The sequence below is a fragment of the Streptomyces spectabilis genome, assembly GCF_008704795.1.
Taxonomy (GTDB): Bacteria; Actinomycetota; Actinomycetes; order Streptomycetales; family Streptomycetaceae; genus Streptomyces; species Streptomyces spectabilis.
On sequence record NZ_CP023690.1, the window covers coordinates 8,066,584 to 8,081,891 of the forward strand.

Below are 15,308 nucleotides of genomic sequence, written 5' to 3' on the forward strand. Positions count from 1 at the left end.
TTTACCCGAGTACGCGGTCGGGGCATCTCCCGACGTACAGTCAGACATTTCTGAAAAGCCATCACGGCCGGTGCTACGGAGTGGAACAATGAGCGACTTCGAGGAATTCGCAGCCCATTCTCACCCGGAGGCCTCGGCGCAAGCGGGAGACCTGCGCGTCGCGCTCGAAGGCCGCCCGCGCGCGGAGCAGGAGCGGCGGCTGCGCGCCGTGGTCACCGGGGAGGTCGCGGCGGTCCTCGGCGGCGCCGACGCCGACCGCCCCTCCGGCGACCTGTCCCGCCCCTTCCTCGACCTCGGCCTCGACTCCCTGACCGCGGTGGAGCTGCACCGCCGCCTCCAGCGGGCCACCGGCCTCCGGCTGCCCGTCACCGCCGTCTTCGACTACCCCACCGCCGACGCGCTCGCCCGCCATCTGCGCGCCGAACTCTTCGACAGCGCCGACGACACCTACGTCCCCGCGGCCCGCCGCGCCGACGACGAGCCCGTCGCCATCGTCGCCATGAGCTGCCGCCTGCCCGGCGGCGTCGAGACCCCCGAAGAGCTCTGGCAGCTGGTCGCCGACGAGGTGGACGCCATCTCCGGCTTCCCCGCCGACCGCGGCTGGGACCTGTCCGCCCTGTACGACGCCGACCCCGACCGGCCCGGCACCTCCTACGTCCGCGAAGGCGGATTCCTGCACGACGCGGGCGAGTTCGACGCCGACTTCTTCGGCCTCTCACCCCGCGAGGCCCTCGCCACGGACCCGCAGCAGCGCCTGCTCCTCGAAGCGTCCTGGGAGGCACTGGAGCGCGCGGGCATCGACCCCGCCTCGCTGCGCGACTCCGGCACCGGCGTGTTCGTCGGCGCCGAGACCCAGGAGTACGGGCCCCGCCTCAGCGACGCCGGAGACGGCCTGGAGGGCTATCTCGTCACCGGCACCGCCGCCAGCGTCGCCTCCGGCCGCATCGCCTACACCCTCGGCCTCCAGGGCCCGACCATGACGGTCGACACCGCCTGCTCCTCCTCCCTGGTCGCCCTGCACCTGGCCGTGCAGGCGCTGCGCCAGGGCGAGTGCGCGCTGGCCCTCGCGGGCGGCGTCGTGGTGATGGCGTCGCCCGGCTCCTTCCTGGCCTTCAGCCGCCAGCGCGGCCTGGCCCCCGACGGCCGCTGCAAGCCGTTCGCGCAGGGCGCCGACGGCACGGCGTGGGGCGAGGGCGTCGGCATGCTCGTCCTGGAGCGTCTGTCGGACGCCCGCCGCAACGGTCACGAGGTCCTCGCGGTCGTACGGGGCTCCGCCGTCAACCAGGACGGCGCCAGCAACGGCCTCACCGCGCCCAACGGGCCCTCGCAGCAGCGCGTGATCCGCGCGGCCCTCGCGGACGCGGGCCTCGCGCCCGCTGACGTCGACGCGGTCGAGGCGCACGGCACCGGCACCACCCTCGGCGACCCCATCGAGGCCCAGGCCCTCATCGCCACGTACGGCAAGGAGCGCTCGGCCGACCGGCCGCTGTGGCTGGGCTCGCTCAAGTCCAACGTGGGTCACACGCAGGCCGCCGCCGGTGTCGCCGGAGTCATCAAGATGGTCCAGGCCATGCGGCAGGGCGTGCTGCCGAAGACCCTGCACATCGACGGGCCGAGCAGCCACGTGGACTGGTCGGCGGGCGCCGTCGAACTCCTCACGGAGGCCCGGGAGTGGCCCGGGCGCGAGGACGGGACGCGGCGCGCGGGCGTGTCGTCGTTCGGCATGAGCGGTACGAACGCGCACGTGATCCTGGAGCAGGCACCGACGGCCGCCCGCCCGGACGGTGAGCCCGAGGCGTCCGGTGAGTCCGACGGCTCTTCCGCGTCCTCGGTGATATCCGGCCGGGTGCCGCTGGCCCTGTCCGCGAAGTCCGAGGACGCGCTGCGGGCGCAGGCCGGGCGGCTGCGGGAGCGGCTGCTCGCGCGGCCCGGTCTCGAACCGCTCGACGTGGCCTGGTCCCTCGCGGTCACCCGCTCCCGGTTCGAGCGCCGCGCCGTGGTGCTCGGGCGCGACCGCGACGAGCTCCTCGCGGGCCTCGAACGGCTCGCGGACGGCAGCCTCGCGGCCGGTGGCGCCGTCACCGGCCGTACGGTCCCCGGGGCGGCCCGCCCCGTGTTCGTCTTCCCCGGCCAGGGCTCGCAGTGGGCCGGGATGGCCCGCGAACTCCTCGCCGACTCACCCGTGTTCGCCGCGCGCATGCGGGAGTGCGCCGACGCCCTCGGCCCGTTCGTGGACTGGGACCTGTTCGACGAGCTGGACGGCGAGAACTTCGACCGCGTCGACATCGTGCAGCCCGTCCTGTTCGCCGTGATGGTGTCCCTCGCCGCCGTCTGGCGCGCGGCCGGAGTCGAGCCCGCCGCCGTGGTCGGCCACAGCCAGGGCGAGATCGCCGCCGCGTGCGTCGCGGGCGCGCTGTCCCTGGAGGACGCGGCCTGGGTGGTGGCTCTGCGCAGCCAGGCCATCGTCGAACTCTCCGGCCTGGGCGGCATGGTCTCCGTACCGCTGCCCGAGCGGCAGGTGCGCGAGATCCTCGGCCAGTGGGGCGACGACCTGTCGGTGGCGGCGGTCAACGGCCCCGCGCACGTCGTGGTCTCCGGTGCCGCGGCGGCCCTGGAGGAGCTGGTCGCGCAGTGCGTGGCCCGGGACATCCGCGCCCGCACCATCCCCGTCGACTACGCCTCGCACTCCGCGCACGTCGAAGCCATCGAGGAGCACCTGGAGCGGGTCCTCGCCCCCGTCGCGCCCCGCACGCCCGACGTGCCGCTGTACTCCACCCTGACCGGCGACTGGCTCGCCGACGACACCCCCATGGACGCGGGCTACTGGTACCGGAACCTGCGCCAGACGGTCCTGTTCGAGCACGCGACGCGCGGTCTCCTCGCCGAGGGGCATGGCCTGTTCCTGGAGATGAGCCCGCACCCGGTCCTCACCGTCCCCGTCCAGGCCACCATCGACGCCACGGACAGCCAGGCCGCCACCCTCGGCTCCCTGCGCCGCGACGAGGGCGGCGCCGACCGTCTCACGGCCTCCCTCGCCGAAGCCCACGCGCACGGCGCCGAACTCGACTGGCAGGCCCTCCTGCCCGGCGAGCACGCCGTCGTGGACCTGCCCACCTACCCCTTCCAGCGCCGCCACTACTGGCTCACCGAGGAGCGGACCGACACCGGCACGCCGCACGCCGCCGTCACGGACGACGCGGAGGCCCGCTTCTGGGAGGCCGTCGAACGCGAGGACGTGGACGAGCTGTCCTCCACCCTCGGCGTCGTCGCGCAGGGCCCGCTCAGCGAGGTCCTGCCCGGCCTCTCCGCTTGGCGGCGCCAACGCCGCGAACGCGCCACCATCGACGCCTGGCGCTACCGCGCCACCTGGCAGCCGCTGCCCGGCGGCACCCTCCCGCCCGCCCGGCTGACCGGGCCGTGGCTCGTCGTCCTGCCCGACAGCGCGCACGCACACCCGTGGACGACCGGGGTCACCGAAGCCCTCACCGCGGCCGGCGCCGAACCCGTCGTCCTCGCCCTGGGCGCGGGCGAGGCGACCCGCGCCCACCTGGCGCAGCGGCTGCTCCAGACGGCCGCGAGCGGTGCGGCGCGGCCCGTCGGCGTCGTCTCGCTGCTCGGCCTCGACGAGTCCGCCGTCGACGGGCACGAAGCCGTACCCGCCGCGGTCGCGGGCACCCTCGCCCTGGTGCAGGCCCTCGGCGACGCCGGAGCCGAGGCACGGCTGTGGACCCTGACGCGAGGGGCCGTCTCGACGGGCCGCAGCGACCGCCTCGACCACCCCCTCCAGGCCCACCTGTGGGGCCTCGGCCGGGTCGTCGCCCTCGAACACCCCGACCGCTGGGGCGGCCTCGTCGACCTGCCCCGCGACCACGACGCGCGGGCGGGCACCCGACTCGCCGCGATCCTCGCCGCCGCCCGCGACGGAGGCGAGGAGGACCAGCTCGCCGTGCGCGGCTCCGGGGTCTTCGCACGCCGCCTCGTCAGGGGCGAGGCCACCGGCGCCGACCTCACCCGCGCCACCCGCTGGACCCCGCGCGGCACCGTCCTCGTCACCGGCGGAACCGGCGCCCTCGGCGGGCACGTGGCGCGCCGGCTGGCCCGCGAGGGCGCCGAGCACCTCGTCCTCACCAGCCGCCGCGGCCCCGCCGCGCCCGGCGCCGAGGAACTCCGCACCGAACTCCAGGAGTTGGGCGCCCGCGTCACCATCGCCGCCTGCGACGTCGCCGACCGGGACGCCCTGGCCGCACTCCTGGACGCCATCCCCACCGACACACCCCTCACGGCCGTGATCCACACGGCGGGCGTCCTGGACGACGGCGTCGTCGACGCCCTCACCCCCGAGCGCCTCGACGGCGTACTGCGCCCCAAGTCGTCGGCGGCCACCGCCCTGCACGAGCTCACCCGCGGCCTCGACCTGGACGCGTTCGTCCTCTACTCCTCGGCCTCCGGCGCCCTCGGCAACGCGGGCCAGGCCAACTACGCGGCAGCCAACGCCTACCTCGACGCGCTCGCCGAACAGCGCCGCGCCGACGGCCTTCCCGCCACCTCCGTCGCCTGGGGCACCTGGGACGGCGCCGGGCTCGCCGACACGGCGGTGCGCGCCGACCGGTCGCGCCGCGACGGCATGCCGCCGATGGCACCCGAACCGGCCGTCGCCGCCCTGCGGGACGCCGTCGAACGCGGCGACGCCACCGTCCTCGTCGCCGCCGTCGACTGGGACACCTTCCTGCCCGGCTTCCTCGCGGCCCGCCCCAACCGGCTCTTCGACACGCTCCCCGAGGTGCGACGGCGAGCCGCCACCCCGGCTTCCGCTGCGGCGCCCGCGGGCCACGCCGCCACCGGGCCCGACTGGATGCGGCGGCTCGCCCCGCTCCCCGGCACCGAGCGCGGCGCCGCCCTCCTCACCTTCGTCCGCACCCAGGCGGCCGCCGTCCTCGGCCACGCGTCGCCCGAGGCCGTCGACCCGGCCCGCGCCTTCCGCGAACTGGGCTTCGACTCGCTCACCGCCGTCGAGCTGCGCAACCGCGTCCAGGCCGCCACCGGCCTGCGCCTGCCCGCCTCCCTGGTCTTCGACTATCCCAACTCCACCTCGCTCGCCGCCTACTTGGGTGAAGAGGCGTTCGGCGCCACGGCGGAGACCGGCGGCACGCCCGCGCCGGTGGCCACCACCGTCGACCCCGACGGCGACCCCATCGCGATCGTCGCGATGAGCTGCCGCTTCCCCGGCGACGTCCGCTCGCCCGAGGACCTGTGGCGGCTCGTCGCCGACGGCCGCGACGCCATGGGCGAGTTCCCCGCCGACCGGGGCTGGGACCTCGCCGCACTGTACGACCCGGACCCCGACCGGGCGGGCAAGAGCTATGTCCGCGAGGGCGGCTTCCTGCCGGACGCGGGCGAGTTCGACGCGGACTTCTTCGGCATCTCGCCGCGCGAGGCCCTCGCCATGGACCCGCAGCAGCGCCAGCTCATGGAGACCTCCTGGGAGCTGTTCGAACGCGCGGGCATCGACCCCACGACCCTGCGCGGCACCCGCACCGGCGTCTTCGTCGGCTCCAACGGCGACGACTACATCTCCCGCATGGCCGCCGTCCCCCAGGACATTGAGAGCCACGTCCTCACCGGCAACGCCGTGAGCGTCATGTCCGGCCGCCTCTCGTACGCGTTCGGCCTCGAAGGCCCGGCGGTGACGGTCGACACCGCCTGTTCGGCCTCCCTCGTCGCCCTGCACCTGGCGGCGCAGGCGCTGCGCCAGGGCGAGTGCGACATGGCGCTCGCGGGCGGCGTGACGGTGATGGCCTCACCGGACACGTTCGTCCAGTTCAGCCGCCAGCGCGGCCTGGCCGCCGACGGCCGCTGCAAGGCGTTCGCCGAGGCGGCGGACGGCACGGGCTGGGGCGAGGGCGTGGGCCTGCTGCTCCTGGAGCGCCTGTCGGACGCTCGCCGCAACGGCCACGAAGTCCTCGCGGTCGTACGGGGCTCCGCCGTCAATCAGGACGGTGCCAGCAACGGCCTCACCGCCCCCAACGGCCCCTCCCAGCAGCGGGTCATCCGTGCCGCTCTCGCCAACGCCGGTCTGTCTGTAGGCGACGTGGACGCGGTAGAGGCGCACGGCACGGGCACGACCCTGGGCGACCCCATCGAGGCGCAGGCGCTGCTCGCCACGTACGGCCAGGGCCGTCCCGAAGGCCAGCCGCTGTGGCTCGGCTCGGTGAAGTCCAACATCGGTCACACGCAGGCGGCGGCCGGTGTCGCCGGTGTCATCAAGATGGTGATGGCCATGCGCGAGGGCGTGCTGCCGCCCACCCTGCACGTGGACCGCCCGAGTTCGCATGTGGACTGGTCGGCGGGTGCGGTCGAACTCCTCACGGAGGCTCGCGAGTGGACCGAGCGCGCGGACGCGCCGCGTCGTGCGGGTGTCTCGTCCTTCGGCGTGAGTGGCACGAACGCGCACGTGATCGTGGAGCAGGTTCCGGTGGAGGAGTCCGCCGCGAGTGTGGAGTCGGTGGTGCCGGTCACGGCGGTGCCGTGGCTGGTGTCGGGCCGGAGTGCGGAGGCGTTGCGGGCTCAGGCTGAGCGGCTGCGGGAGCATGTTGCGGCTGACGCCGGTCTGGATCCGGTGGATGTGGGTTGGTCGCTTCTGTCGGGGCGGGCCGTGCATGAGCATCGGGCGGTGGTCTTCGGGCGGGAGCGGGAGGAGTTCCTGACCGGGCTTGAAGCGCTTGTATCGGGTTCGGTGGTCGAGGGACGTCTTGCCGTCCTGTTCACCGGCCAGGGCAGTCAGCGGGTCGGGATGGGCCGGGAGCTGTATGAGGCCTTCCCGGTGTTCGCGGATGCGTTGGACGAGGTGTGTGCTCATATTGATCCGTGGATAGAACGTTCGCTCCAGAGCGTGATGTTCGGTACCGACGCGGAGCTGCTTGAGCAGACGGGCTATGCGCAGCCCGCGCTGTTCGCGATGGAAGTCGCCCTGTTCCGCCTTGCCGAGTCCCTCGGCGTACGTCCGGAGGTGGTGGGCGGTCACTCGATTGGTGAGCTGGCTGCTGCGTATGTGGCCGGGCTGTGGTCGTTGGAGGATGCGGCGCAACTGGTCGTGGCTCGGGGCAGGTTGATGCAGGCGCTGCCGGAGGGTGGGGCGATGCTGGCCGTGCAGGTCGCGGAGGCCGATGTTCTGCCGTTGCTGGCGGATGTGTCGGACTGCGTGGGTGTGGCGGCTGTGAACGGGCCGGAGCAGGTCGTGCTCTCCGGTGAGCGCTCCACCCTCGAAACTCTGGAGCAGGCCCTGCGGGGCGAGGGCCGGAAGGTGAAGTGGCTGAAGGTGTCGCACGCTTTCCACTCCCCGCTGATGGATCCCGCCCTGGACGAGTTCCGGCGCGTGGCGCAGCGGTTGACGTATCAGGATGTGACGCTTCCGGTGGTCTCCAATCTCACCGGTGAACTGGCCGATCCAGCTGCCCTGAAGGATCCCGAGTACTGGGTGCGGCACATCCGTGAGGTGGTCCGGTTCCACGACGGCCTGAACGCCCTCACCGGGCACGGCGTCACGACCCTCCTGGAGCTGGGCCCGGACGCCGTCCTGACGGCGATGGCCCACGACACGCTCACCGAGCCCGCCGCACAGTCGGGCCTGGTCGCCGCTGTCCGCAAGGACCGCGCGGAGCCGGACACCTTCCTGGCCGCTCTGGCGCAGCTGCACGTACGCGGCATCGGCGTCGACTGGACGCCGCTGTACGCCCCGGTCGAGTCCCGGAGCCGCGTCGGCCTGCCCACGTACGCCTTCCAGCGCGACCACTACTGGCTCGACCTCACGGAGTTCGCGGCCGTCCCCGCGGGTGGGGGCGAAGTCGATGAGGTGGAGGCCCGGTTCTGGGAGGCCGTGGAGCGGGAGGACCTGGCGTCGTTGAGCGCCGAGCTGGGCGGTGGCGCCGACGGCGGGGCGTTGGGCGAGGTGCTGCCGGTCCTGTCGTCGTGGCGGCGGCAGCGGCGTGAGACCTCCACCGTCGGCCGGTGGCGGTACCAGGAGTCGTGGAAGCCGCTGACGGGCCTCGCCCCGGCGGCCTTCGACGGCACGTGGTGGGTGGTCGCGCCGGCCGACGAGGACGCGTACCCCTGGGTGGCGGCGGCGGTCGCCGGCCTGGAGGAGCGCGGCGCGCGCGTGACCCGGATCGCGGTGGGCCGTGACGAGGCCGACCGCGAGGCGCTGGCCCACAAGCTGCGCGAACTCATGCACGGACAGGGCGAGTCGGAGCTGCCGCGAGGCGTCCTGTCGCTGCTCGCTCTCGATGACAGCGAGGGTGCCGACCACCCGACCGTGTCCGTCGGGCTCGAAGGAGTGCTCGCCCTGCTCCAGGCCCTGGGGGACACCGAGGTCACGGCGCCGCTGTGGGCCGCCACGTGCGGCGCGGTGACCACCGGGCGCTCGGACCGTCTCACGGCGCCGCGGCAGGCGCCCGTGTGGGGCATGGGCCGGGTCGCCGCACTGGAGCAGCCCCAGCGCTGGGGCGGCCTCGTCGACCTGCCGCCGCACCCCGACGAGCGGGCCCGGCTGCGGCTCGCCGACGCGATCGGCGGCGCGGCGATGGGTGAGGACCAGCTCGCGGTGCGCGGCTCGGGAGTGTTCGTACGACGCCTCACGCGCGCGGCGACCGGCGACGCCCCGGTGGGGGAGTGGACGGCGAGCGGCACGGTCCTCGTCACGGGAGGCACGGGCGCCCTCGGCGGGCACGTGGCGCGCTGGCTGGCGCGCGCGGGCGCCGAGCACCTGGTGCTCACCAGCCGCCGCGGCCTCGACGCACCCGGCGCGGCCGAACTGCGCTCCGAGCTGGCCGAGTCGGGCGTACGCGTGACGGTCGCGGCCTGCGACGTCGCCGACCGGGAGGCGCTGGCGCGGCTCCTGGCGGACATCCCCGAGGAGGCGCCGCTGACCGGCGTGTTCCACACGGCGGGCGTCCTCGACGACGGCGTCCTCGACGGTCTCACGGCGGAGCGGTTCGCCACCGTCTTCCGGCCGAAGGTCCAAGCAGCCCTGAATCTCCATGAGTTGACGCGCGACAGTGAGCACGTCACGGCCTTCGTGCTGTTCTCGTCCGTGGCGGGCTCGATGGGCATCGGCGGTCAGGGCAACTACGCGGCGGCCAACGCCTTCCTGGACGCCTTCGCCGCGCACCGCCGCGACCTCGGCCTGCCCGGCCTGTCCCTGGCGTGGGGCCCGTGGGCCGGTGGCGGCATGGCGGCCGACGGCGGAGTGGTGGAGCGGCGCGTACGGGACAGCGGCATGCCCGCGATGGAACCGGACCTGGCCGTCGCCGCCATAGCGGCGACTCTCGCCGCGCCGGATGGCGCCGCGGCGGTGACCCTCGCCGACGTCGTCTGGGACCGGTACGCGCCGAGCCATGCGACGGCACGCCCCTGCCACCTGTTCGACCAGCTCCTCACGGCCGACCCGGCGGGGAAGGCGACGGCCGGGCCGGAACGGGTGCGGGCCGCGGACCCGGCCACCGCCTCGCTCGCGGAGCGCCTCACGGCCCTTCCGGCGGCGGAGCGGGAGCGGGCGGTCCTCGACCTCGTCCGTGATCACGTCGCCACCGTCCTCGGCTACCCCGTCGGCAAGGCCGTGGACGCCGCCCGCCCCTTCAAGGACCTGGGCTTCGACTCGCTGACGGCGGTCGAACTGCGCAACCTCGTCGGTGCAGCCAGCGGACTCCACCTCCCGGCCACGCTCATCTTCGACCACCCGACCCCGACGGCCCTCGCCACGTACTTGCGCAGTGAGCTGCTCGGTGGCCTCGCGCCCGACGGCGCCGGGGACCTGGACGCCGCCCCGTCGGGAGCGGGAGCGGGTGCGGGCACGCCGGTCGATGGCGACCCGATCGCGATCGTGTCGATGAGCTGCCGCTTCCCCGGCGGCGTCGGTTCGCCCGAAGAGCTGTGGCGGCTGTTGCGCGACGGCCGGGACGCCATGGGCGACATGCCCGACGACCGCGGCTGGAACGTCGCCGAGCTCTACCACCCGGACCCCGACCACGCCGGGACCAGCTACGTCCGCGAGGGCGGCTTCCTCCACGACATGGCCGAGTTCGACGCGGACTTCTTCGGCATCTCGCCGCGCGAGGCCCTCGCCATGGACCCGCAGCAGCGGCTCCTCCTGGAGACCGCGTGGGAGGCCTTCGAACGCGCGGGCATCGATCCCGCGACCCTGCGCGGCAGCCGCACCGGCGTCTTCTCCGGCACCAACGGCCAGGACTACGAGCACGTCCTGCGCACCGCCCCCGACGGGGGCGAGGGCTACCTCGGCACCGGCAACGCGGCGAGCGTCGTCTCCGGCCGTCTGTCGTACGCGTTCGGTCTCGAAGGCCCGGCGGTGACGGTCGACACGGCGTGCTCGTCGTCCCTGGTCGCGCTGCATCTGGCGGCGCAGGCGCTGCGCCAGGGCGAGTGCGATCTGGCCCTGGCGGGTGGCGTCACGGTGATGTCGACGCCGGACACGTTCGTGGAGTTCAGCCGCCAGCGCGGCCTGGCTGCCGACGGCCGCTGCAAGGCCTTCGCGGAGGCGGCGGACGGCACGGGCTGGGGGGAGGGCGTGGGCCTGCTCCTGCTTGAGCGTCTGTCGGACGCCCGCCGCAAGGGGCACAAGGTCCTGGCGGTCCTCCGTGGCTCCGCCGTGAACCAGGACGGCGCGAGCAACGGCCTCACCGCGCCGAACGGTCCCTCGCAGCAGCGCGTCATTCGTGCCGCGCTGGCCAACGCCGGTCTGTCGGCCGGTGACGTGGACGCGGTCGAGGCGCACGGCACCGGTACGACCCTGGGCGACCCCATCGAGGCGCAGGCGCTGCTCGCCACGTACGGCCAGGAGCGTCCGGCAGAGCGGCCGTTGTGGCTGGGCTCCATCAAGTCCAACATCGGTCACACGCAGGCGGCGGCCGGTGTGGCCGGTGTCATCAAGATGGTCATGGCGATGCGTGAGGGTGTGCTGCCGCGGACGTTGCATGTGGATCGGCCGAGTTCGCATGTGGACTGGTCGGTGGGTGCGGTTGAACTCCTTACGGAGCCGCGTGAGTGGGTGGAGCGTGCGGACGCGCCGCGTCGTGCGGGTGTCTCGTCCTTTGGTGTGAGCGGTACGAACGCGCATGTGATCGTGGAGCAGGCTCCGGTGGAGGAGCCTGCGGAGACCGTGGAGTCGGTGGTGCCGGTCACGGCGGTGCCGTGGCTGGTGTCGGGCCGGAGTGCGGAGGCGTTGCGGGCGCAGGCTGAGCGGCTGCGGGAGCATGTTGCGGCTGACGCCGGGCTGGATCTGGTGGACGTTGGTTGGTCGCTTCTGTCGGGGCGGGCCGTGCATGAGCATCGGGCGGTGGTCTTCGGGCGGGAGCGCGAAGAGTTCCTGATCGGTCTTGAAGCGCTTGTATCGGGTTCGGTGGTCGAGGGACGTCTTGCCGTCCTGTTCACCGGCCAGGGCAGTCAGCGGATCGGCATGGGCCGGGAGCTATATGAGGCCTTCCCCGTCTTCGCGGATGCGTTGGACGAGGTGTGTGCTCATATCGATCCGTGGATAGAACGTTCGCTCCAGAGCGTGATGTTCGGTACGGATGCGGGGCTGCTTGAGCAGACGGGTTATGCGCAGCCCGCGCTGTTCGCGATCGAGGTGGCGCTGTTCCGACTTGCGGAGTCCTTTGGCGTACGTCCGGAGGTGGTGGGCGGTCACTCGATTGGTGAGCTGGCTGCTGCGTATGTGGCCGGGTTGTGGTCGTTGGAGGATGCGGCGCAACTGGTGGTCGCTCGGGGCCGGTTGATGCAGGCGTTGCCCGAGGGCGGGGCGATGCTGGCCGTGCAGATCGCGGAGGCCGATGTCCTGCCGCTGGTGGCGGACGTGTCGGACCGCGTCGGTGTGGCGGCCGTGAACGGCCCGTCCCAGCTGGTGCTCTCCGGCGACCGTGCGGCATTGGAGGGTCTGGAGCAGACCCTGCGTGGGGACGGCCGGAAGGTGAAGTGGCTGAAGGTGTCGCACGCCTTCCACTCGCCGCTGATGGACCCTGCTCTGGACGAGTTCCGGCGCGTGGCGCAGCGGTTGACGTATCAGGATGTGACGCTTCCGGTGGTCTCCAATCTCACCGGTGAACTGGCCGATCCAGCTGCCCTGAAGGATCCCGAGTACTGGGTGCGGCACATCCGTGAGGTGGTCCGGTTCCACGACGGCCTGAACGCCCTCACCGGGCACGGCGTCACGACCCTCCTGGAGCTGGGCCCGGACGCCGTCCTGACAGCCATGGCGCATGACACCATCACCGAGCCGGAGAGCCAGTCCGGGCTCGTCGCCGCTGTCCGCAAGGACCGCGCGGAGCCGGACACCTTCCTGGCCGCCCTCGCGCAGCTGCACGTACGCGGCATCGACGTCGACTGGACGCCGCTCTACGCCGGGGCGCGCCGCCGCGTCGACCTGCCGACGTACGCCTTCCAGCGGCGGCGCTACTGGCCGCGTGCGGCTGCGGGTGCGGCGGGGGATGTGTCGGCGACCGGTCTGGTCGCGGCGGGGCACCCCTTCCTGGGTGCGGCGGTGCCGCTGGCCGGTGGTGACGGGTATGTTCTGGCCGGGCGGCTTTCGCTGGCGACGCATCCGTGGTTGGCGGATCATGCGGTGGCGGGGCGGGTGTTGCTGCCGGGCACGGCGTTCGTGGAGCTGGCGGTGCGGGCCGGGGACGAGGTCGGCTGCGGTGTCCTTGAGGAACTGACCCTGGCGTCTCCGTTGGTGCTGCCCGAGCGTGGTGCCGTACAGCTCCAGGTCGGCGTAGGAGCCGAGGACGCGGACGGACGCTTCCCGGTGAGCGTGCACTCTCGCGACGCGCGTGACTCCGAGGGGCCGTGGACGCGGCACGCGTCCGGCTTCCTGGCCGCCGTGACCGACGAGGCGGAGCCCGAAGCCCTGACCGTCTGGCCGCCGCGTGACGCGGAGCCGATCGACGACGCAGCCTCCCTCTACGACCGGCTGGCCGGGACGGGCTACGGCTACGGGCCGGTGTTCCAGGGGCTGCGTGCCGCGTGGCGGCGCGGCGACGAGGTGTTCGCCGAGGTCGCGCTCCCGGAGGAGGAGGCGGCGGACGCCACGGCGTTCGGCCTGCACCCCGCCGTCCTCGATGCCGCGCTGCACTCCACCCTGCTCCTCGGCGAGGAGCGCCAGGGCCTCGGTCTGCCGTTCGCCTGGAGCGGGGTCCGGCTGCACCGGGCGGGCGCCGCGACGGTCCGCGTCCGGCTGGTCGGGGTGGGGACGGACGCCGTGTCGCTGACCCTGGCGGACCAGAGCGGGCAGGTGGTCGCCACCGTCGACTCGCTGGTGTCGCGCCAGGTCACGGCCGAGCAGCTCGGCGGCGGGGCGGCGAACGACTCGCTGTTCCATGTGGAGTGGAAGTCGCAGGCCCTGGTGTCGTCGTCCCCGGAACCTGTCACGTGCGTCTCGTACGAGGAGCTGGACGCCGGAGGGGATGTTCCGGCTGTCGTGGTGTGGGAGTCCGGTGGGTCCGGTGGTGAGCTGCGGCCCGAGACCGTGTCGGCGCGACTGGCCGAGACACTGGGTGTCGTACAGGGTGTGCTGGCCGACGAGCGGCTGGAGTCCTCGCGGCTGGTCGTCGTGACGCGGGGCGCTGTCGCGGCCGGTGACGCGGTGCCGGATCCGGTGGGCGCCGCCGTGTGGGGTCTGATCCGGTCCGCGCAGGTCGAACACCCGGGCCGTTTCGTCCTCGTGGACACCGATGTGAACTCCGAAATCGACGCGGCCGTGCTCGGTGCCGTCCTGGCGTCGGGCGAGCCGGAGGCCGCGGTACGGGGCGGTTCGGTGTGGGTGCCCCGACTGACGAAGGTCGCCGCCGCCCCGGCCGGGGAAGAGGCCGCGCCCTGGGGCGTGGGCTCCGTCCTGGTCACCGGTGCCTTCGGCGGCCTGGGACGCCTGGTGACGCGGCACCTGGCGGAGCACTACGGCGTCCGCGATCTGCTGCTCGTCTCCCGCAGGGGCGAAGCGGCGTCCGGCGCCGGTGAACTGCGCGACGAACTCCATGCGCTGGGCACGAAGGTGACGGTGGCCGCGTGTGACATGGCCGACCGGGGCGCTGTGGCGGCGCTCCTGGACGAGCGTGGCGCGGAGCTTTCGGCGGTCGTGCATGTGGCGGGGGTCTTGGATGACGGTGTGGTCACCTCGCTGACTCCGGAGCGTGTGGAGGCGGTGCTGCGGCCGAAGGTGGACGCGGCGCTGCACCTGCACGAGCTGACCGCGGGCCTCGACCTGTCGGCGTTCGTCCTGTTCTCCTCCGCGGCCGGAGTCCTCGGCAGCCCCGGCCAGGCCAACTACGCGGCCGCCAACTGCTTCCTGGACGCCCTCGCCGCCGTGCGCCGCACGCGGGGGCTCCCCGCGACCTCGCTCGCCTGGGGCGTGTGGGCCCAGGAGAGCGAGATGACGGAGGGCCTCGGCGACGCGGACCTCCAGCGCATGGCACGCGGCGGCGTCGCTCCGCTGTCCACGAGGGAGGGCCTGGCCCTCCTGGACACCGCCGTCGCCCTGGCCGCGCCCGAGGCACCCGCCGTGCTCGTCCCGATGCACCTGGACACCGCGTCCCTGCGGGCCTCCGCGGGACCCGACGGCGTACAGCCCGTGTTCTCGGACCTCGTCCGCGCCCCGGCCCGCAGGGTCGACAGGGCGCTCGCCCGCTCCGGGAGCGCCGCGGAGCCGAACGGCACGGGCCCCGCGCTCGTCCGGGAATTGGCCGGACTTTCCGCCCCGGAACGGGAGCGGGCCCTGCTCGACGCGGTACGCGGTAATGTGGCGACGGTGCTCGGGCATTCCGGTCCCGAGGCAATTGGCGCCACCCGGGGATTCCTGGAACTGGGGGTCGACTCGCTCACCGCGGTGGAACTCCGGAATAGGCTGAACTCCCTTTCCGGGCTCCGGCTTCCGGCGACGCTCATCTTCGACCACCCGTCGCCCGCGGCGCTCGCCGCCCACCTGGACGAGACCCTTCCCCGGGACGGCGGCGCGGCGGACGGCGCCGAAGGGCCACGGGCCGGCGGCGTCGCCGCCGAGCTCGCGGGTCTGGAAGCGGCCCTGGCCGCGGGCCCGCTGGCGGACGCCGAGCGGACCGCCGTACGCGGCAGGCTGCGAGCCCTGCTCGGCAGCCTTGACGCCGGGGAGCCGGGGGAGGCCGAGGCGGCCGACATCACAGAGAAGCTGGAGGACGCCGACGACGATGACATGTTCGACTTCATCGACAATGAACTCGGCGTTTCCTGACCGCGGGTCGCGGTAATGCGCGGAAATTCGTAAAGGGGCCCCTAGG

1 protein-coding gene is annotated in these 15,308 nt (G+C 73.7%); it reads left to right on the forward strand.

Annotated features, from left to right (window positions below):
* Positions 1-88 precede the first annotated feature (88 nt).
* Complete coding sequence (locus tag CP982_RS34925; protein ID WP_150514120.1) at positions 89-15,262, forward strand: type I polyketide synthase; 15,174 nt, start codon at positions 89-91, stop codon at positions 15,260-15,262.
* Positions 15,263-15,308: the final 46 nt, after the last annotated feature.

Excerpts from the sequence above, each read along its gene's own strand:
- CP982_RS34925 (WP_150514120.1), top strand. The coding sequence starts at position 89 with ATGAGCGACTTCGAGGAATTCGCAGCCCATTCTCACCCGGAGGCCTCG.